The organism is Streptomyces sp. CC228A, assembly GCF_021390935.1.
Taxonomy (GTDB): Bacteria; Actinomycetota; Actinomycetes; order Streptomycetales; family Streptomycetaceae; genus Streptomyces.
Window position 1 is genome coordinate 1 of the sequence record NZ_JAJPUI010000020.1, and the last position, 19,460, is coordinate 19,460.

Annotated in this window: 12 protein-coding genes and 1 pseudogene; 7 read left to right on the plus strand and 6 right to left on the minus strand. The window is 72.3% G+C overall.

The annotated features are described in order from the left end of the window. Nucleotides 1-164: 164 nt before the first annotated feature. On the minus strand, nucleotides 165-518 hold the full coding sequence (locus L6E17_RS29955; RefSeq protein WP_236240366.1) for a hypothetical protein: 354 nt from the start codon (nucleotides 516-518) through the stop codon (nucleotides 165-167). Nucleotides 519-899: 381 nt separating this feature from the next. On the opposite strand from L6E17_RS29955, the gene L6E17_RS29960 reads away from it, so the two are divergent. Then, complete coding sequence (locus tag L6E17_RS29960) at nucleotides 900-2,075, plus strand: C40 family peptidase (protein WP_374109189.1); 1,176 nt, start codon at nucleotides 900-902, stop codon at nucleotides 2,073-2,075. A gap of 48 nt (nucleotides 2,076-2,123) precedes the next feature. On the opposite strand, the gene L6E17_RS29965 is transcribed toward L6E17_RS29960, so the two are convergent. Next, nucleotides 2,124-2,825: a response regulator transcription factor gene (locus tag L6E17_RS29965; protein WP_236240367.1), complete on the minus strand. Its 702-nt coding sequence runs from the start codon at nucleotides 2,823-2,825 to the stop codon at nucleotides 2,124-2,126. An 89-nt stretch (nucleotides 2,826-2,914) separates the two neighbouring features. Beyond that, nucleotides 2,915-4,213, minus strand: a pseudogene (locus L6E17_RS29970) (PspC domain-containing protein); the annotation flags it as partial. Nucleotides 4,214-4,366: 153 nt separating this feature from the next. On the opposite strand from L6E17_RS29970, the gene L6E17_RS29975 reads away from it, so the two are divergent. Further along, nucleotides 4,367-5,698 carry a PspC domain-containing protein gene (locus tag L6E17_RS29975; protein WP_268985806.1) on the plus strand — a complete coding sequence of 444 codons (1,332 nt, stop codon included), beginning with the start codon at nucleotides 4,367-4,369 and terminating at the stop codon, nucleotides 5,696-5,698. Beyond that, nucleotides 5,685-5,957: a hypothetical protein gene (locus L6E17_RS29980; protein ID WP_236243759.1), complete on the plus strand. Its 273-nt coding sequence runs from the start codon at nucleotides 5,685-5,687 to the stop codon at nucleotides 5,955-5,957. Before L6E17_RS29975 ends, L6E17_RS29980 begins: the two co-directional genes overlap by 14 nt. Here the strand turns inward: L6E17_RS29980 and L6E17_RS29985 are convergent. Continuing rightward, nucleotides 5,855-6,382 carry a DoxX family protein gene (locus L6E17_RS29985; protein WP_236243760.1) on the minus strand — a complete coding sequence of 176 codons (528 nt, stop codon included), beginning with the start codon at nucleotides 6,380-6,382 and terminating at the stop codon, nucleotides 5,855-5,857. The two genes, L6E17_RS29980 and L6E17_RS29985, sit on opposite strands and share 103 nt — an antisense overlap. A gap of 133 nt (nucleotides 6,383-6,515) precedes the next feature. Next, entirely contained in the window at nucleotides 6,516-8,111 is a 1,596-nt protein-coding gene (guaA, locus tag L6E17_RS29990; RefSeq protein ID WP_236243761.1) for a glutamine-hydrolyzing GMP synthase, read from the minus strand. Between the two features lie 331 nt (nucleotides 8,112-8,442). On the opposite strand from guaA, the gene L6E17_RS29995 reads away from it, so the two are divergent. The 4 genes from L6E17_RS29995 (at nucleotide 8,443) to L6E17_RS30010 (ending at nucleotide 12,007) form a co-directional block, all read left to right on the plus strand. Further along, on the plus strand, nucleotides 8,443-8,787 hold the full coding sequence (locus L6E17_RS29995) for a chorismate mutase (RefSeq protein ID WP_236243762.1): 345 nt from the start codon (nucleotides 8,443-8,445) through the stop codon (nucleotides 8,785-8,787). A gap of 981 nt (nucleotides 8,788-9,768) precedes the next feature. Further along, complete coding sequence (locus L6E17_RS30000; protein ID WP_236243763.1) at nucleotides 9,769-10,386, plus strand: hypothetical protein; 618 nt, start codon at nucleotides 9,769-9,771, stop codon at nucleotides 10,384-10,386. Continuing rightward, nucleotides 10,374-11,015 carry a hypothetical protein gene (locus tag L6E17_RS30005; protein WP_236243764.1) on the plus strand — a complete coding sequence of 214 codons (642 nt, stop codon included), beginning with the start codon at nucleotides 10,374-10,376 and terminating at the stop codon, nucleotides 11,013-11,015. The genes L6E17_RS30000 and L6E17_RS30005 overlap by 13 nt, the downstream gene beginning before the upstream one ends. After that, nucleotides 10,994-12,007: a hypothetical protein gene (locus L6E17_RS30010; RefSeq protein ID WP_236243765.1), complete on the plus strand. Its 1,014-nt coding sequence runs from the start codon at nucleotides 10,994-10,996 to the stop codon at nucleotides 12,005-12,007. The genes L6E17_RS30005 and L6E17_RS30010 overlap by 22 nt, the downstream gene beginning before the upstream one ends. An 819-nt stretch (nucleotides 12,008-12,826) precedes the next feature. Here the strand turns inward: L6E17_RS30010 and L6E17_RS30015 are convergent. Continuing rightward, nucleotides 12,827-19,360 (minus strand): RHS repeat-associated core domain-containing protein, encoded by a 6,534-nt coding sequence (locus L6E17_RS30015; protein ID WP_236243766.1) that lies wholly within the window; start codon nucleotides 19,358-19,360, stop codon nucleotides 12,827-12,829. Nucleotides 19,361-19,460: the final 100 nt, after the last annotated feature.

Here is a 19,460-nt window from a genome sequence, read left to right on the forward strand (position 1 = left end):
CGACGGCGGCCGCGTCGGCGTCTACGCCGGGGGCGGCACGGTGATCCACGCGACGGGGCCCGGTGCGGCGGTCCGCGAGGAACCGGTGTCCGACCTGCCCGTCCACGGGGCGGTCCGCCCGGCCTGACCGGCCGCGGCCCTCACCGTCGCCGCCGCCCTCCGCGTCACGTCCAGAGCGTGGCGAGGAAGATATTGACGACGGTGAGGCCGCCGACCGCGCCGAAGACGCCCTTCTCCACGTGCTCGTCGTCGCGCTTCACGTACACGAGCGCGAGGATCACGACCAGCACGGCCAGCTTGATGCCGATCTTGACGTGGTTGAGGTCGGCGCCCTGGGCCTCCCTGAGGCCGACCAGGGCGACGCCGGTCACCAGCATGGTGAGCGCGCCGTGCAGCATGGCCGGAACCATGCGGGCCGTGCCCGCGCCCATGGCCTTCATCTGGGTCAGGAAGCCGCCCAGGAGGGCGCCGATGCCGATGATGTGCAGGGCGACGAAGACATTGATGAGGACGTCCATGGTGGGGAGCCTAGCCCCGGCCATATCACCTGCCGCCACCGAGGTCGGCCTCTTTCGCGGCAACGGTCGCGGGTGACACGGAAGACGCGGTTCCGAACCGTTTCGCCCGGTCGCAGGCAGCGACCGAGCGCTCAACTGCGGCCAATAGCGGTCACTTCCCTGCCCTCCCCGAAACCCCGGCCTAGCGTCCTTCCCCAGGTGGCCGGACCTCCCCACCGACCGGCCACCGCACACCTCCCCCACCTGCCCGCCCCATGCCCCTGCGCCACCCCCGCCGCACCCGCCGCACCCGCCGCACCCGCACGCGCCCCTCACCCCGCACCGCACGCCCCCCTCGGACCCGCACCGCACCGCCTCCGAGCCCCGGCACACCGCCACCCCGTGTCCCGCCCCCGTCCACCCGTACGCAGCGAAGGAAGTGACCGCCCTCGTGGCAGCGCACCGGAAGCCCAAGCAGTCCCCGCTGAGCGGACAGGCCGGTCGTACGGCCGCCACGCTCGCGCTCGCCGGGGCGGCCACCGCCACCGCCTTCGAGGGCTCGGGCCACGCCGAACCGCAGCTGACCGCCGCGCAGGTCAAGGCCAAGGTCGACCGCCTCCACCACGAAGCGGAGATCGCCACCGAGAAGTACAACGGCGCCAAGGAGAAGGCCGACCAGGCCCGCGACCGGCTGGACGCGCTGCGCGACGAGGCCGCGCGGCGCACCGAGCGCCTCAACTCCGCGCGCCACTCGCTCGGTGCCGCGGCGGCCGCCCAGTACCGGTCGGGCGGCCTGAGCCCCGCGCTGCGGCTGGCGCTGTCCTCCGACCCCGAGCGCTATCTGCGCGGCGCCGCCCTCGCCGAGGCCGCCGGGGCGCGGCAGGCGGCCGCCGTCTCGTCGCTGCGCGGCCGGCTGGTCGACCTGGACCGGCTGCGGCAGGAGGCCGCCGACCGGACCCGGGACCTGAAGGCCCGCCAGGACGAGCTGAACCGCCACAAGGCGACCGTGCGGCAGCGGCTGGACGCCGCCGAGAAGCTGCTCGCCCGGCTCACCGCCGCCGAGCGCGCGGCGTACGAGGCCGGTCCGCACGCGCACGGCGGCGACGCGGGCCGCCCGGGTGCGGCGCCCCGTACGGACCGGTCCGGCCGCGAGGGACTCACCCGCGCGGCCGCGCCGTCCGCGGCGGCGGGGACCGGGGCCGCCCGGGGCCCCGGACACCGGCCCCGACGGCCCGCTCCGCCAAGGCGGTCGCCTTCGCGTACGGGGCCATCGGCAAGCCGTACCAGTGGGGCGCCACGGGCCCGTCCTCGTACGACTGCTCCGGGCTCACCCAGGCCGCGTGGCGGGCCGCCGGGGTGGCGCTGCCCCGCACCACCTACAGCCAGATCAACGCCGGGCAGCGGGTGGCCCGCTCCCAGCTCTCCCCCGGTGACCTGGTCTTCTTCTACTCGGGCCTGAGCCACGTCGGGATCTACATCGGTGACGGCAAGATGATCCACGCGCCCCGCACCGGCTCCACGGTCCGGATCGCGTCCATCGACGAGATGCCGTGGGCGGGCGCGGCCCGCGTCGGCTGAGCGCGCCCTTCTGCACGCGGCCACCCGCGCGCAGAAGGGGCAGCCGACTCAGACGAGCCGGCGGGCCGTCGCCCAGCGGGTCAGCTCGTGCCGGTTCGACAGCTGGAGCTTGCGCAGCACCGCCGACACGTGCGACTCCACCGTCTTCACCGAGATGAAGAGCTGCTTCGCGATCTCCTTGTACGCGTAACCGCGCGCGATCAGCCGCAGCACCTCGCGCTCCCGCTGCGTGAGCCGGTCCAGGTCCTCGTCCACCGGCGGCGCGTCCGTCGACGCGAACGCGTCCAGTACGAAGCCGGCCAGCCGCGGCGAGAACACCGCGTCGCCCTCCTGCACGCGGAACACCGAGTCGACCAGGTCCGCGCCGGTGATGGTCTTGGTGACGTAGCCGCGCGCCCCGCCGCGGATCACCCCGATGACGTCCTCGGCCGCGTCCGACACGGACAGCGCCAGGAACCGCACCGGCCGCTCCGGCGCCGCCATCAGCGAGGCGCAGCGCCGCAGCACCTCCACGCCGCCGCCGCCCGGCAGGTGCACGTCGAGCAGCACCACTTCCGGGCGGGTCGCCGTGATCACGGTGACGGCCTGGTCGACGTCGGCGGCCTCGCCGACGACCTCGACGCCGGTCTCCTCCGTCCGCCCGATCTCGGCCTGCACGCCGGTGCGAAACATCCTGTGGTCGTCGACGAGCACCACGCGCACGTGCCGCTCCGCCCCCTGCTGCTGCCCGCTCGTGTCCTCGGTGCTCATGCGCCCGTCTCCTCCGACTCCGACTGCCGCGACTCCCGCGCCGCTCCCGGCGCGGTCCGCGGCGCCGCCGACGGCTCCGCCTCCGGCACCGCCCGCTGCATCTCCAGCTCCACTTCCGTGCCCTCCCCGGGCGCCGACCTCACCGTGCCGTGCCGCCGTTGCGCTGCATCCGGCCGATGATCGATTCCCGTACGCCCATGCGGTCGGCGGGGACGGCACCGAGGTCGAAGCCGGGACCGCGGTCCCGTACGGAGACGAAGACCGTGAGGCCCTCCACCTCGGCGTACACCTGGACGGCGCCGCCGCCGAGGCCCCCGCCGCCGGACGCCTCCCCGCCACCGTACTTGGCGGCGTTCACCATCGCCTCACGCGCGGCCTGCATCTGCGCGGCCAGTTTCTCGTCGAGGGGGCAGTCGCCGACGACCACGACCTCCAGCGGCACCCCGTGCTTGTCCTCCACCTCGGCGGCCGCCTTCCGCACCGCGTCGGCGAGGGTGGCGGGCTCCTCGTCCTCGTCCTTGCCGGTGCCCTCCGGCCGGTACAGCCAGGTGCGCAGCTCCCGCTCCTGCGCGCGGGCGAGGCGGCGCACCTCCGCCGGGTCGTCGGCGCGGCGCTGGATGAGGGTGAGGGTGTGCAGCACCGAGTCGTGGACGTGCGCGGCGACCTCGGCGCGCTCCTGGGCGCGGATGCGCATGGTGCGCTCCTCCGTCAGGTCCTGCGATATCCGGACCAGCCAGGGCCCGGCGAGCAGCGCGATCCCGGCGAGCACGGCGAGGGCGGCGGTGAGCGCGGTGCCGAGCTGGGCGGCGGAGCCGCGTACCACGAGGAACACGGTGAGGCCGAGGCCCACGAGGGCGACCCCGGCGAGGCCGCGGGCGAGCTGGAACAGCTGCTTGCGGCGGCCCGCGTCGGTCCAGCGGGCCCGGCGGGCGTTGTCGGCCTGCCGCCAGACGAGGACGACGCCGACGCCGATGAGCAGCGCCGCCACACGTACCGGTTGGCGTCGCCGCCGAGGTCGAGGCTGCGGATGAAGACGGACATGCCGCCAGCAGCGCGACGAGCGCGACGACCTGGCCGGTGTCGGGCTTGCGGAGCTTGCGGCGCCCGTCGGCGGTGGTCTCGAAGAGGCTGCGCGGCTCGGCGGAGCGCCCGCCGACGCCGAGGGGTACGGCGATCCAGAGCGCGGCGTAGAGCAGGACGGCCAGGGGGCCGTCGGCGAGGAACAGCCCGAGGAACGCCAGCCGCACCCACACGACGGGCAGTCCGAGGTGCCCGGCGAGGCCGCGGCCGACACCGCCGAGCATCCGCCCGTCGGCGCTGCGGTACAGCTTGCGCGGCGGCGGGTCGTCGGCGGCGGGGGCGGACGGGCGCGGGACGGCGGCTGGCATGCCTCGATGGTCACACGCCCGGCGCGCCGGAACATCAGGGTCGGCCCTGACCCGCACCCTGACCCGGCGGGCGCGGTCCGGGAGCGGAATATCAGGGACCGGCCAGGGTCGGGGCGGCTGCCGTCCCGGCGCGGCGGCCGTCACCATGGTCGTATGACTACCGCGACGCCGCCGCCGGCCGCCCAGCCGGGGGCGACCGGGCCCGACGGGGCACCCGACCGGCCGGCGCCGCACCCCCCGCTGCGCCGCACCCGGCAGAAGGTGATGGCGGGGGTGTGCGGCGGCCTCGGCCGCCACTTCGACCTGGACCCGGTGGTCTTCCGGGTCGCGACCGGTGTGCTCGCCGTGGCGGGCGGCATCGGCCTGATCTTCTACGGCTTCGCGTGGCTGCTGCTGCCCGCCGAGGGCGAGGAGGAGACCGAGGCGCGGCGGCTGCTGTCGGGCCGGGTCGGCGGTTCGTCGCTGACGGCCGTCCTGATGGCGCTGGTGGGCTGCGGGCTGTTCCTCACCATGCTGGGCGCCAACCGCGACGCGGTCGGTTTCGCGATCCTGCTGGTCTTCGCGGTGAGCGGCGCGGCGGTCTGGTCGCAGCGCCGGTCGGCCGCGGCGGCGGTGCCCGGCCACGAGGCGGCGCCCGCCGCGCACGGCCACGCCGCGGTCGTGGAGGCGCCGCCGGAGGCGAAGGCGCCGCCTCCGCCGGGCGCGCCCTCGTGGTGGCGGGACCCGATCGTCAAGGACGGTTCGACGGGCCCGGTGCCCGTGGGCTACCTGTGGGGCCCGCCGGACTCGCCGGCGGTGGAGCGGGAGCAGCCGTGGGGCGCGGGCGCGGCGGCCCCCGCGCCGCCGCCTCCGAAGGAGCCTGCGCCGCGGTCGATCGGCGGCCTGGTGCTCCTGCTGGCGCTGCTGGCCGGCGGCGTCTGCACCGCCGCGTCATGGGGTGAACGGCCGTTCGGGGCGGCCCTGCAGATCGGCCTGGCGGCGGCGCTCGCGGTGTTCGGGCTGGGGCTGGTGCTCAGCTCGCTCCTGGGCCGTACGGGCTTCGGCACGCTGTTCATGACGGTGGTGACGGCGCTCCTGCTGGCGGGCGCGGCGGTCGTCCCGCGGGAGATCGACACCCGCTGGGGGCACACGGGCATCGCGCCGGCGTCGGCGGCGGAGCTCCGGCCGCACTACGACCTGGGCAACGGCGAAGCGACCCTGGACCTGCGGGACCTGCCCGTGGCGGCGGGCACCACGACCGGGGTCTCCGCCGAGCTGGGCATGGGCCGCCTGCACGTGGTGGTCCCCCGCGACGTGACGGTGGCGGTGCGCGCCGAGGTGGGGATGGGCGCGGTGCTGCTGCCGGGCGGCCAGGAGTACGCGGGCCCCGACCAGGACGTGACACGTACGCTGCCGCCGCCGGAGGGCGTCACCCCGGGCGGCACCCTGGAGTTGACGGCGGAGACGGTGGTCGGTGTGGTGGAGGTGACCCGTGCTGCTTCATGAGTTCCGGCCGGGCCGGCTGCTGGCGGGCGCCACGGCGCTGGCGGTGGCGGCGCTGTACGCGGCCGACGCCGTCGGCGCCCTGGACGTCCCCTGGTACACGGTGTTCCCGCTGCTCTCCGGCGGTCTGCTGCTGGCCGCGGCCGCGGCGGGGATCGCCTACCGCCTGCGCCTGCGGACCCGCCGCCGCTCCGCCAGCAGCGCGTCGGCGGACAGCACGGGCGCCCCGGCGAGCACCAGCGGCAGCCAGGCCATGAGGTAGGCGAGGTCGTTGCCGTAGTAGTACGGGTCGGTCTGCCAGCTGACGGTGAGCCACAGGCTCAGCGAGATGAAGGCGCCGCCGGCCGCGGCGACCCGCGCGAAGAGCCCGGCGAGGGTGCCGAGCCCGACGGCGACCTCCCCGAGGGCGATGGCGTAGCCGAAGCCCTCCGGGTTCTTCAGCGCCAGGTCGACCAGCCACGGCACGGCGGAGGTGTCCCGTACGGCCGCCATCAGCTCCCCCACGGAGCCGGGGCCCGAGGCGGCCAGGAACCGCGGGTCCGTGAGTTTGTCGATCCCCGCGTACACGAAGGTCACCCCCAGGAACACCCGCAGCGGCAGCAGCGCGTACCGCACCGCGGCCTCCCGCCAGGCGCCGCCCCGCCCCGCCCCGCGTACGGCCGTGGCCCCGTCCCGCTCACCCGTCATCGTCGCCCCTCGTCGCCTGGTCCTCGCTGAACCTCACAGGACATACGTAAGCGGACACTCCCGGGTTCAACAACGGCGGAGCCGCCGCCCGCTGCTGCGGACGGCGGCTCCTACAGGCCCGGTGACGGCGGGCTCACTCCCACTCGATGGTGCCCGGCGGCTTGCTGGTCACGTCGAGGACGACGCGGTTGACGTCCTTCACCTCGTTGGTGATCCGCGTCGAGATCCGCGCGAGGACGTCGTACGGCATCCGGGTCCAGTCGGCGGTCATGGCGTCCTCGGAGGACACGGGCCGCAGGACGATCGGGTGGCCGTAGGTCCGGCCGTCGCCCTGCACGCCCACCGAGCGCACATCGGCGAGCAGCACGACGGGGCACTGCCAGATGTCCCGGTCCAGTCCGGCGGCGGTCAGCTCCTCGCGGGCGATGGCGTCGGCCTCCCGCAGCAGGTCGAGCCGCTCCCGGGTGACTTCGCCGACGATGCGGATGCCGAGGCCGGGGCCGGGGAAGGGCTGACGCTGGACGATCTCCTCGGGCAGGCCGAGCTCCTGCCCGACCATCCGCACCTCGTCCTTGAACAGCTTGCGCAGCGGCTCGACGAGCTGGAACTCCAGGTCCTCGGGGAGGCCGCCCACGTTGTGGTGCGACTTGATGTTGGCGGTGCCGGTGCCGCCGCCGGACTCGACGACGTCCGGGTAGAGGGTGCCCTGCACCAGGAACTCCACGGGCTCGTCGCCCGGCGCCTCGGCGATGATCTCGGCCTGGGCCTGCTCGAAGACGCGGATGAACTCCCGACCGATGATCTTCCGCTTCTCCTCGGGGTCGGTGACCCCGGCGAGCGCGTCCAGGAAGCGCTCCTGCGCGTCGACGACCTTCAGCTGGACGCCGGTCGCGGCGACGAAGTCCTTCTCGACCTGCTCCGTCTCACCCTTGCGCATCAGGCCGTGGTCGACGTACACGCAGGTCAGCCGGTCACCGATGGCGCGCTGGACGAGCGCGGCGGCGACGGCGGAGTCCACGCCCCCGGACAGGCCGCAGATGGCGCGGCTGGTGCCGACCTGCTCGCGGATCAGGGCGACCTGCTCCTCGATCACGTTGCCGGTGGTCCAGGAGGGCTCGATGCCGGCGCCGCGGTAGAGGAAGTGCTCCAGGATCTGCTGGCCGTGCGTGGAGTGCATCACCTCGGGGTGGTACTGCACGCCGTACAGCTTCTTCTCGTCGTTCTCGAACGCGGCGACGGGCACGACGTCGGTGGAGGCGGTGACGGTGAAGCCCTCGGGCGCGGCCGAGCAGGCGTCGCCGTGCGACATCCACACGGACTGCTCGTCGGGCGTCCCCTCGAACAGCGTGGACCCGCTCCTCGACACGTGCAGGGGGGTCCGGCCGTACTCGCGGGCGCCGGTGTTGTCGACGGTGCCGCCGAGGACGGTGGCCATGAGCTGGAAGCCGTAGCACATGCCGAAGACCGGCACACCGGCTTCGAACAGCGCGCGGTCGAGCTGCGGCGCCCCCTCCTCGTACACGGAGGAGGGACCACCGGACAGGATGATCGCCTTCGGGTTCCTGGCCAGCATCTCGGCGACCGGCATGGTGGACGGGACGATCTCGCTGTAGACCCGGGCCTCACGGACGCGTCGGGCGATGAGCTGGGCGTACTGCGCGCCGAAGTCGACAACGAGGACGACGTCCGGGGTGCTGTCGGGGGCGGCGGCGGGGGACGCTGGTGACACTTCGGCGGCCTTCCGGCGGTGGGAGAGGGTCGGTATTGGCCAATTCTACCGGCGCACGGAGGAACGAATTCGTCTCACCATCCGAACGTACGGGCCGACCGGCTGGCGGTACCGGGAGAAGGCGGCCCATACTGTCGGCCATGCACACGCACTCGACCTTCGTCTTTACCTATGGCACCGGCTGGTCCGGCTGCCATGGTCGTGCTGCGTAGCATCTAGCTGACAGCGACTTCGACAGGCGCCCCGGGCCGGACAGGCCCGGGGCGCTCGTCGTTTCCGCACCGGGCGCACCGTCCTCGACCGGGGCTCACACGGACAGGAGCCACCCGCCATGACGACCCCCACCAAGACCCCCGCCCCCGCCCCCGCCTCCGGGGCCGCACCCGCGCCCGCAGAGGCGTCCGCCGAGCGGACCGGCGCGCACACGGCCGAGGCGGTGGAGGCGATCACCGACGCCCGCGGCCGCATCGACGCCCTGGACGACCACATCATCGGCCTCATCCAGGAGCGGATGGCGGTGTCGGCGGTCATCCAGGACGCCCGCATCGCGTCGGGCGGACGGCGTGTGAACCTGGCGCGCGAGATGGAGGTCCTGGCCCGCTACCGGCGGGCGCTGGGCAAGCCGGGCACGTCGCTCGCGATGACGGTGCTGGAACTGTCCCGGGGCCGCGTCTGACGCGGCCCTGTGCGCGGTGCGCGGTGTGTGGGGCGCCGGCTGCCGGTCGCCGGTCGCCATACGCGATGCGCGGTGTGCGGGCGCCGGGGGCGCGGGTGCCGGTCGCCGGTCGCCATGCGCGGCGCGCGGGGTACGGGGCGCGGGTGCCGGTCGCCGGTCGCCATGCGCGGCGCGCGGCTGCCGGTCGTCGGTCGCCGGTCGTCATGCGCGATGCGCGGGGCCTCGGTGCGTCGGGGTGCGCATGGCGGGGACGGGCGGCCGGCGGCCCTCGGGGCCCCTGGCCGGCGCGACGACGGCACTCACCGCCGTGCGGAGCCAGCCCACACTCACCCGTACGGAGCGTGACCTGCTTCACACCCGTTCGTTGGACGGGGTGTCCGCGCCAGCCAGGGGCGGGCCGGAGAAACCACGCGTGGCTCCGCCGGAGCGTGTGGCGTGTCGGCAGATGCGCCGTGGGACCGCGTTCCGGCGTGCGTGACCGGACGGCAGGGGACAGCAGCCCGGTCACCCGAAGAGCGGCCGGTTCCGGGGACGCCCGGAACCGGCCGCATCGAGGCCTTCCGTCCCAGCGGCGCCGCCTTCCCCCTCCCACCGGTGCGCCGCGCCCGGCCCGGCGCGCCCCCGACGCCGGTGCCCGCGCCCGGGGCCCTGCGCCCGCCTCGCACCGCGGCGACCGCGGGGCCCCGGACGCGACCCGGAACAGCCTGTTCCGTAGGCGACTTCAGGCCATATCCGCCCGACCGCGCACCCGGCTCGGCCTGCTCCTTCCCGCCGTCCACGCCCCGCCGGCACGGGCAGGGACGCGCCGACACGGCACGACGGGTCGGCGCTACCCGGCGGTACCGCGATGGCGGTTTCCCGCCCCTGCGTCCGCAAAGGACTTGGGCTCGTGATCGTCGGCCAGCAAAGTGGCAGCCGGTGAGCGCCGCTGACCACGGCACTCGCTTCTCACCACACCGACGACCACATTTGGGGGAACTTGTGGCCACTTCTGTGCGCCCCGGGCTGCGGGTCATCAGGTCCGTGTCCGCGGTGGCGCTCGCCGCCGGAATAGCCTTCACGACGGGCGGCGTCGCCCTCGCGGCGGACCCGCTTCCGGCTGCCGCCGAGGGCACCGACACGACCGAGGTCATCGACATCGCCGAGGCCGACCGGCCCCTGCCCACCGGGGACGCGGTCCTCGCCGAGGAGGACCTGACCGAGGACGGCACCGCCCCCGCGGCGGCGGGCCTCCTGGGTGCGGCGGCCAAGCGCCTGCCGTACCTCTGCAAGGCCTCGGTCGACTACCCGCACAACTCGCACACCACCCACAGCACCATCAACGTGCACTTCGACACCAAGTGCGGCCAGACCGCCCCCAACCTCTCCACCGAGGGCACGCTGTCGCGCTCCCGCTGGTACGGCTGGGAGCACCTGAGCACCGGCAAGGGCGGCAAGAAGAACACCCGCAGCCTGCGCGTGGTCGCCCCGAAGGGCTGCAAGAAGGGCACGTGGTACCGCTACAAGGGCCAGGCCCGCTTCTACGTGTCCGGCCCGCAGGGCAGGGGCTCGGCGCACGTCTACAACCAGAACGACAAAGAGATCAAGTGCACCGGCTGACAGTCCGGGCGACACGTGGGGCGGCGGCACTGGGGGCCGCCGCCCTGCTCGCGTCCTGCACGGGCGACCCGTCGACTGCGCCGTCCGCCAAGGAGGGCCAGCCGACGCACACGTCACCGGCACGCGAGAAGCCCGCGTCCCCGACGCCACCCACGAAGCCCGCATCCCCGGCACCGCCCGCGCAGACCGCCCCTCCGTCCGCGCACCTGACAGGCGGCACCGCAGCCCTCCCGCTGGTCGCCGGCGCGTGGGGCGGCGGGGAGGGGAAGCCCCCGCCGGAGCGCCTCACCTGGCCGTCCACCGCTCGGGCGGCGGACGGGCCCGCCCCGGTGAGGATCACGGTGAAGGCGGCTTCGCCGCCGTCGTACGCCTCCTTCATGCTGCACAGCAGGATCGACGCGGCGGGCATCCCGGACGAGGACACGCGCCGCCAGAAGGTGCTGGCCTGCGGCAGCGGGATCACTGATCCTGGCTGCCGGATCACCGACAACAACGACGGTTCGTACACGGTCGAGGTCCCGGGCAGCCCTCCGGAGGGCCATCCGTACCGCGTCCTGTACGTGCAGTGGGCACCGGACCGTCCCGGCGCTGAGGAGACCTGGGCCTCATGGCAGCTCCCCACTGGCTAGGCGAACCGCCCCGCGACTCCGAGGAGCTGGCGGCCTGGGCGCTGTCCCGCATCGCGGCGACGGCGGCGGAGGACGCGCGGGTGGAGGCGACGGTCGAGCTCGCGTATGCGCCGCGCGATGCGGAGCCCGACCTGGGCGGCCGCTACGGCCCGCGCCCGGTGGCAGAACGCCCCGGACCACGTCCGGGTGAGGCGCAGACCATCCGCCTCACCGGCGTCTCCACCCGCATGCTGCGGGAGGAGGACAGCGACGAGCCATGGGCGATGCTGCTGGACCCGGCGCGCCTGGTGCGGGGCATCGGCGAGGTGCTGTCCGCGCGGCGTACGGAGGACGGCGCGGTCGACCTGACGCTGGCCCCGCACCCCCTGTTCGCCTCACCCGAGGACCCGTGGCTGCCGCCGGGCGCGCGCACCCTCACCGTGCGGGTGGACCCGGCGACCGGCTTCCTCACGGCAGCCGAGCTGACGGACGCGCACGGCACCCTGGCGACGGCCCGCCTCACCGACCTGCACACCGAGGCAGCGCCCTCCTCACCTGAGGCCGGCCGGACCCTGGCCCGCATGGCGAGGACCCTGCTGGAACCGGCACGGCTCAGGGCCGAGGTCCGCGTGGAAGCGGAAACGCACGAGGACCTGATGTTCACGCCCGCACCGTCGGAGCGTTCGTGGACCGCCACGTGCGCGGCGGGGACGCTGACGCTGACGGGCGACTACGAACCGGACCGGACGAGCCCGGCGGCGGCCCGCCTCGCCGAACTCCTCACCCCGGCCCGCATCGTCTCCCACCTGGCGCACGTCACGCCCACGTCCCCCACATCCCTCACGGCCACGGTCCGCCCGCTGCGCACCTTCCCGTTCAGCGCGTGGGCGCCGGACGACGGCTTGACGTGCCACTTCACGGTGGACCCGACCACAGGCGTCCTCCTGAACGCAGAAGCAATGACCGACGACCGCCTCCTCTTCCACCACACGGTCACGGCGCTGCACGCGTAACACCCAAGCCGAGGAGCTACGGCCCCGCAGGACCTGGTCAATACACAACGCGGTGACAGGGATCAACTCAGCGTGGGGCGCACTCTCGCCACCCGCTCCGAACTTTGGAATCCGCGGCAGCAACGCCATGCGGAATAACTCGGGCGTACACACAAGGCGCCCTGTGAGCGCAATGGGCCATCCGTCGGCATTCACCCGCGCTGACGGCGGGGCGGGTGACCATGCGGCGGCAGCGATCAGGGCCTCAGAAACACCAGGTTACCCTCAATCTCGACAGTGTTCCACAAGACCAACTCCCCCTGAAATTCACCGACCCAAAGAACTGATCTGCACTTGTCAGAGTAAGTTAGGAATACGGCGCTCGTCCCCTCGCTTTCCCTGGTGCTCCACTGACCTTTTCCTGTCTTCTTGCTGACTCCGTCCCCGTCCGCTTCGAAGCATTCAGACAGCCTCGCGAAGAGATCGCGTGACGTAAATTCTCCTCCACTTTCCAGGTCCAGCGTGCCACCTTCACCCCGCCAGGTCCCAACGACCTGGTCCACAGCAACCAGGCGATCAGCTGGATACTTTTGATCCGACGCCTCGAGAGCCGAACAAGCCACCAGCAGGGCCGCAATGATTGCGACTACACCCAGCCGCTGCAATCTACTCCCCCAGGACGAGCCCACGCCGCCACCTCCACTTACCGCTCGCACATTGACACCCATTGCCTGCGAGAGGCCCGTGACGCCGACCCCGCAATCGGAGTCGAGCGTCACGGGCTTCAGCACCCACACATACCGAGCATCCACAAAGGGGACACGAAAGGGAGGACCGCGCCTAGAAGGGGATGGTGACCCTGTAAACGATAGTCATATCGTGACCCCTTCCAGCCCCATTGACATTAGGCCCGTGCAGCTCACCCCAAGCTACGATACCCTCACCGTCCAGCCACTTCTGAACAAATCTTTCCGAAGCAGTATTGTAACCGGTAGCGTAGTGAGAAAATGACGACCAGGTCATGGAATTCGTGACGGTGATCCTCGCCTGAATCCCCCTCGAATTAGCTCGGAGAATCTCATACTCAGCCCTGTGAGACCCCATGACGGAGGCGGCAACATTATGGTCTCCCTGAGCCATTGACACCGAATCCGCGAAGAGTCGTCGAGCCTTACTTTGGTCATTCGCAATGGAATGCGGCTTCAGCGGACCCGAGAGAAAACCCTCACGGTGACGCTTGATGACTTCCTGCATATACCCGAAGGCGACATCCGACCCCATGAATTGCTGGGCCAGTCGACTGTCTTCTCCATATACCGTATCGCGGTCCAGGAGTCCGGCAGCCCACTTTGCCCCAATCATGACAGCCCCGTCACTCCCACCTCCTCTGACCGCGTCTTCGGGGTTACATTGAGGTTCGATCGGCATCATCGCGCAGCGTCTTGCTTCAAGATACTGCGGAGCCGCGACACCGACGGGAATGTACGGCATCTGGTATGGAACAGGGCCCACTACCGGACCGTACGCCTTGGGAACCTTGCAGGCGAGCGGCGCCTGGCAACTATTCCTGCGAGTGGCAGTACCTGAACTCTTCCCCCTCTTGTTGGTACCGGTGCTACCTCCAGCTGGTGCGGCAGAAGGTGTCGAGGACGAAGCAGGCTTCGTGGAGCACGCTGATGCTGCTTCATAGTCGAGCCCGCACAGGACTCGGGTTCCGTCGGGGTCGCTGAAGGTGAGAGGGCTGTTCTTCCCGTAGCTGTAGCCGTTCAGCGTCTGCGCCTTGTCGGCCTCAAGCAGCGGATCCACGCTGATGAACTGCCCGATCAGGGGGTCGTACTGGCGGGCGCCCACGTGGGTGAGGCCTGTGGTGGTGTCTGCTGTCTTGCCGAGGAAGCCCTTGTCCGTCGGCCATGGGGTGGCCGCCGTTCCGCGCGGGGCGCCGAAGGGGGTCATGTGGCGCTTCACGTAGGGCTGCGCGTCCCCCGAGCCGATCGCGAGCGTCGACGTGCCGTGGCGGTCGCCGGCCAGGTAGTGGAGCTTCTGGGTGCCGGACTCGTTGCTGCGGACCGCGATCTGCTGTGCACCGAAGCCGTACGTGCGCTGCGCCCACGTCGTGCCGTCGGCGCGGAGGTGGATTTCTGTGGAGCCCGCGTACAGGATGCGCTCGCCGCCCGCCGTGGAGCGGATGAGGAGCGCGCCATCGGCGTCGTAGAGGTAGTCCGTCGAGGTCGCGGACTCCGTCAGCTTGGCGAGTCGGCCCTCCTCCGACCAGGTCAGGGTCTGGCGGGCCTTGGAGCCCGGACGGGTCGTCGTGTTGCCCGCGGCGTCGTAGGTGTACGCGCTGTCCGGGGTGGTGCAGTTCGCGGTCCTGCTCGTGCCCGTGAGGGTGTGGGGCTGCGCTCCCTTGTAGCAGTACGTCGTCTTCGTGTCGCCGGTGGACTTGTGCTGCGTCTCCGTCGTGCGCTGGCCCGCCTTGTTGTAGGTGTAGCTCGTCCAGTACGGAGCCGGGCCCGACAGGCCGGAAGCGCTGCGGGGGTCGGCGCAGTTCTGGGAGGACGGCGTCCACGCCTCCGTCATGCGGCGGTGGCCGTCGTACGCGAAGCACTGTGTCTCGGGACTGCTGGTACCGCCGAGGGTCGTGGGGTCGGCGATCGACGTGACGTTGCCCGCCTCGTCGTACCGGTACGTGAGGTCCTGGAGCATGTACGGGTGGGTCTGGTCCGTGACGTGGCTGCGCAGCAGGCGGCCGGTGCCCTCCTCGTACGTGTGGGTCACGTAGGACTTCTTGAACGCCTCCGTGTTGCCGGAGCCCAGCACCAGCTGCTGCGGACGGCCGTGCGCGGAGTAGTCGACGTCCAGGAGGTAGCCGGTGCTGCCGGTGACGCTCTCGACCAGGCCGAGCGTGTTGTGGCCGTAGGACACGACCTCCTGCGGCAGTCCGCCCAGCGCCGGCTCCGTGCTGTTCTGCAGGGTGCCGTCGATGCGGTAGTGGCTGCCGAGGGTGATGGTGGCCGGGGCCCCGGCCTTCACCAGCGGGTCGGTGGCGGGCAGTTCCAGCCGGGTGCCCGTCGGGCGGCTCATGGTGTCGTACGCCGTGACGGACTTCGTGTACGCCGCGCCCGTGCGGCCGCCGACGTAGCGGCTGCTGGCGGTGACGAGGCCCTTGAGCAGGGTGTCGTAGGTGGAGGAGGTGAGCTGGTGCGCGTCGGTCTTCTGGCCGGACCAGGTGCCCGTGCTGCGGCCGAGGGCGTCGTACTCGGTGAGGACGGACACGCCCCGCGAGTCCGTCGCCTTGATCACGCGGTCGGCCGCGTCGTACTCCTGGCGGGATGTGCCCTTGTCGGGGTCGGTGTCCGTGACGAGGCGGCCGAAGAGGTCGTACGCACGCGTCCACGTTGCACCGTCGGGCCCGGTGATGGTCCGCTCCCGGCCGCCCAGTGTGTGGGTGTACGCGACGCTGGAGTACGGGATGCCCGTCGTGGCGCCGTACTGGGTGTCCACCGGGGTCGTGCCGGCGTACTCGCGCGTCTCGACCGTGCGGCCCAGGGCGTCCGTGATGGTGCGGGTGGCGCTGCCGCCCTGCACGGCGGTGGTGGCCGTCGAGTCCCCCGTGTACGTCGTGGTCGTCGACCACTTCCTCACGCCGAAGACCAGCAGGCTGCTCGTCGTGGGGCGGCCCGCGCCGTCGAAGGCGGTCTGCGTCTGGGTCGGCGCCTCGCCGTACTCCGCGCGCGTGTACGTGCCGTTCGGGGTCGTCGTCGTGTCGAAGATGTCAGCGAACGACTCGTACGCCAGGCCTCGGGAGTCGTAACGCGTGTCGGTCAGCACCCTGCCGCCCTGCGGCGTCGGGGACTGGGTCTGCAGGGGCCGCAGGAGCGAGTCGTACAGGGCGTAGGAGGTGTTGTAGGTCGCGCCGTCGGCCTTCAGCGTCGCCGTGGAGACCCAGGACTGCGTCGTGGCGCTGATGCTGTAGCGGAATTTCTGGTTCGGGCTCTGGGACGACACCGCGGCGCGGTTGGGCAGCCACACGTCCGTGAGGCGGCCGAGCGCGTCGTACGCGACCTCCGTCTTCTTGAGGTTGGCGTCGTAGCTGCGGAGCGTCACCCCTCGGCGGGGGTCGAGGAAGGCGGCGCTGCGGTGGCCCTTGGCGTTGGTGGTGATGGTCTTGGTGAGGGGGCCTTCGGCCGCCGGGGTGTACGCCGTGGTGGTGGTGCTGCCGACGGCGTCGGTCACCGTCAGGGGGCGGCCGAGGGTGTCGTACGTGGTGGTCGCCATCCGCTGCCAGCCAGTGGTGCCGCCGGTGCCGTAGGCCTTGGCGCGGCCGGTCCACGTGGGGAGGCCCTTGGTGGGCTGCTGGGACGCGGACCAGGTGGTGGCGCCGTCGTACGCGGTGGCCGTGTCGGACAGGACGTCACCGGGGCGGCTCGCGTCGGCCGGCAGGTCCAGGGCGGTGTCCGCGACGGAGCAGGGCCTGCCCACCGTGCGGGTGCGGGAGGCGAGGTTCAGGCCGGTGGCGGTGTTGCGCGCGTACCAGGTGCGGGTGCACGTCTCGTCGCCGGTCCTGGCGTCGTCGCCGCGGTTCTCCACCCGGTGGGGCGCGCCGTGGCTGTCGTACTCGGTGAAGGCCGTGGTGGAACGCCAGGTCTTCGGCACGGTGAGATAGGTGTACTGCGTGGACTTCCGGGTGCGGATGAAGCGTGCCACGTGGGCGCCCGCGTCAGGCACGGTCTGGCGTGCGGTCTCCTGCGACCACGGCTCGTGCGCCTCCGCGCTCACGGCGGTGGCGCCGTCGTAGGTGACCTGCTGGCGGAGCCGGCCCGCGTACTGGTTGCTGTCCTTGAGGGTGGGGAGGCCCAGGGCCGGGGAGGCGAGCGGGGCCACGCTGACCGAGCGCGTCGCGCCGTTCTTCAGCTTGTCGCCGTCCATGCCCTGCATGTAGAGGGACACCGTCTTGGACCAGGTGGTGGTCGCGGCGCCGCTGAGCACGGTGACCTGGCGGTAGCCGCGCCAGTCGGACCAGGTGCGCTCGTCCTTCGGTGTGAAGACGTCGTCGCTGTGGTGCCAGGCGGCACCGCTGTACGCGTACGCGTGCTCGACCGTGTCGTTCTGGCCGGCCGGGTCCGACACGGTCACCGCGACGACCCGGTACTTGTGGAACCAGTCGACGGACGCCTCGGAGGAGCCGTTGATGTTCCAGTACTGCGGGTAGCAGGAGCGGGTGTTGGTGTCCTCGGCGGCGCCGAGGACCTGGCTGCGGACGCACTCCGGGGCGGACAGCGTCACCGTCGTGATCGCGCCCGTCTCCGAGGTGACGGTGGAGATGCGGGGACGGGTCAGCGGCAGGATGTCGTCCGTGCCGTCCACGCGGTTCGGCCGCATCTGGTACGTGAACGAGACCGGCGGCAGGGAGATCGCCGTGCTGCCCGCCTTGGCGGTCCGCTTCAGGGACTGGAGCGTGAGGACGTGGTCCGAGGTGTCACCGATGTCGCCGCCGTCCAGGTACTGCTGGGTGAGCGCCCAGGAGTCGACCGGCTTGTACGCGCCGGCGGCCGCGTCCCACGAGTGCGTGTGCACGGCCGTGACCCGCTTGCGGGAGAAGAACGTCGGGCCGGAGCCCTTGCAGTCGCTGTCACCGCTGGAGCAGATCGCGTCGAAGGGCACGTCCGGCCAGTTCTCGGCGGTGTCCTTGGTGAGGGAGGCGCAGTCGCCGGCGGTGCAGCGCTCGGCGTGCGAGAGGGTGACCTTGGCGTCGGCGGCGTCGGTGAACAGGGCGCCCTTGCGGAGGCCGTACCGGACCTCGGTGAGGTAGCCGCCTCGCGTGTAGGAGGCGTTCGCCGTGGTGGCCTTGTTCTTCTTGTAGTGGTTCGTTTCCTTGGCGTACCAGTACGTGGCCGCGTTGCCGCTGGTGTCCTCGACGTAGTCGAGGTTCCACCGCCACGCCTGGGTCAGGGAACGGCCGGAGAAGCTGCTGCCGCCGGAGTGACCGGGCTCGCCGGAGTCGTCGCCGAAGACGGGCGCGGTCCAGGTGGAGTGGGTGCGCTGGGTGGTGGCGCCGTCGAGCTTGTCGAGACCGAAGACGTACTTGGTGCCGTCGCCGGTGATGACGGTCCAGTACTCGCCGTCGTCGTCGCCGTTGTCCGCGCCGGTGGACCGGACCACCTTGGAGTCGTCGTCGCCCTGGAGACGCCACTGGCCGGAGGCGTCGTCCTTGACGAGGCGGGAGGACTTGCCGTTGAGGACGAGTGAGGCGTTGTCGTACTTCCAGCAGCGGTCGAAGACGTCCGCGTGGCCGTCGTCGTCGCAGGGCGTGTAGCTGCGCTCGATGTAGGACTCGGTGAGGGAGAAGCCCTCGCCGACCGATGTGCCCTGGTTGTTGGTGGTCGCGGTGCGGCCGTCGACGCTGCCGGAATCGTAGGACAAGGACAGCGTGGGGGTGGGGCCCGCCGCCGCAGGCGGCATCGGGAAGTCGTAGGACCACGTGAAGGAGCCCGAACTGCCTCCGGCCTCCCAGGAAGAGGACTCGGAGAGGTCCGTGGCGGAGTAGTCGCCGGAGCCGTTCGCCGATTCACCGGAACCCGGGTCGCCGGTGGCGGTGGCCGCAAAGACGGTGCTGCCGGCCGCGGCGGCTCCCGTGGCGGTCGCGAGCTGGGGGGAAAGGCCACCGGCCGCGTCGGGGAGTTCGATCCGCGCGGAGAGGGTCTGCTTGTCCGTGTCGTTGCGCGACGGCAGAGGGCTCGCCGTGCGGCACGCGCTCTTCTCCGGGGTCGTCACGGCGCAGGCGGGCAGCCGGACGAGCTGCAGACGGCTGGACCAGCCCCGGCCGAGGGCGGCTGCGAAGGCTCCGTAGTCGAGGGTGAGGTCCGCCTGCTGCGCCTGGTCTGCCTGGGCCGTGAGGACGACGCCCCGGATGCCGAGGCGGTCGGCGGCCTTCTGGTCGAGGACGCGGACGCTGGCGGTGTTGCCGCTCGGGGTGCCGCCCGTGGGCTTGAGGGTCACGGGCAGGCCGCCGGGGTCCGCCTCGGCCGGGCGGTTCCCTCGCAGGGCGAGGTCGGCGCTCCCGGACGACGGCCAGGTGGCGGCCCGGCTCTCGCTGCGGGCGCGCCTGGCCTGCCGGTGGTTGGCCGCGGTGTCGTTCGCCACGCGGGCGCGGGCCTCCGCGGCGCCTTGGTCGCGGACCTCCTTGACCTTGCTGACGCGCTGCTCGGGAAGGTCGGGGCGGCCGAGCCCGCCGGTCGCGGCCGCTGCGGTGACCGGGGTCATGCCGACGGGGACGGACATGAGGAGGGCCAGGGAGAGGAGCAGGGGGCGGCTGCCCGTGCGGCGCCGGGTCACCCCCGCCCGTCTCCACGTTGTAGTGCCTATGCCAAAGGGCATGCGTCATCCGTTCCTGGAAGAGGTGAGAAGTCGAGATCGCGACCGCGGTGCCCCGGGCGGGCGGCTCCTGCTGCCGTCCGCCGCCCTCCCGGGGGTCCCG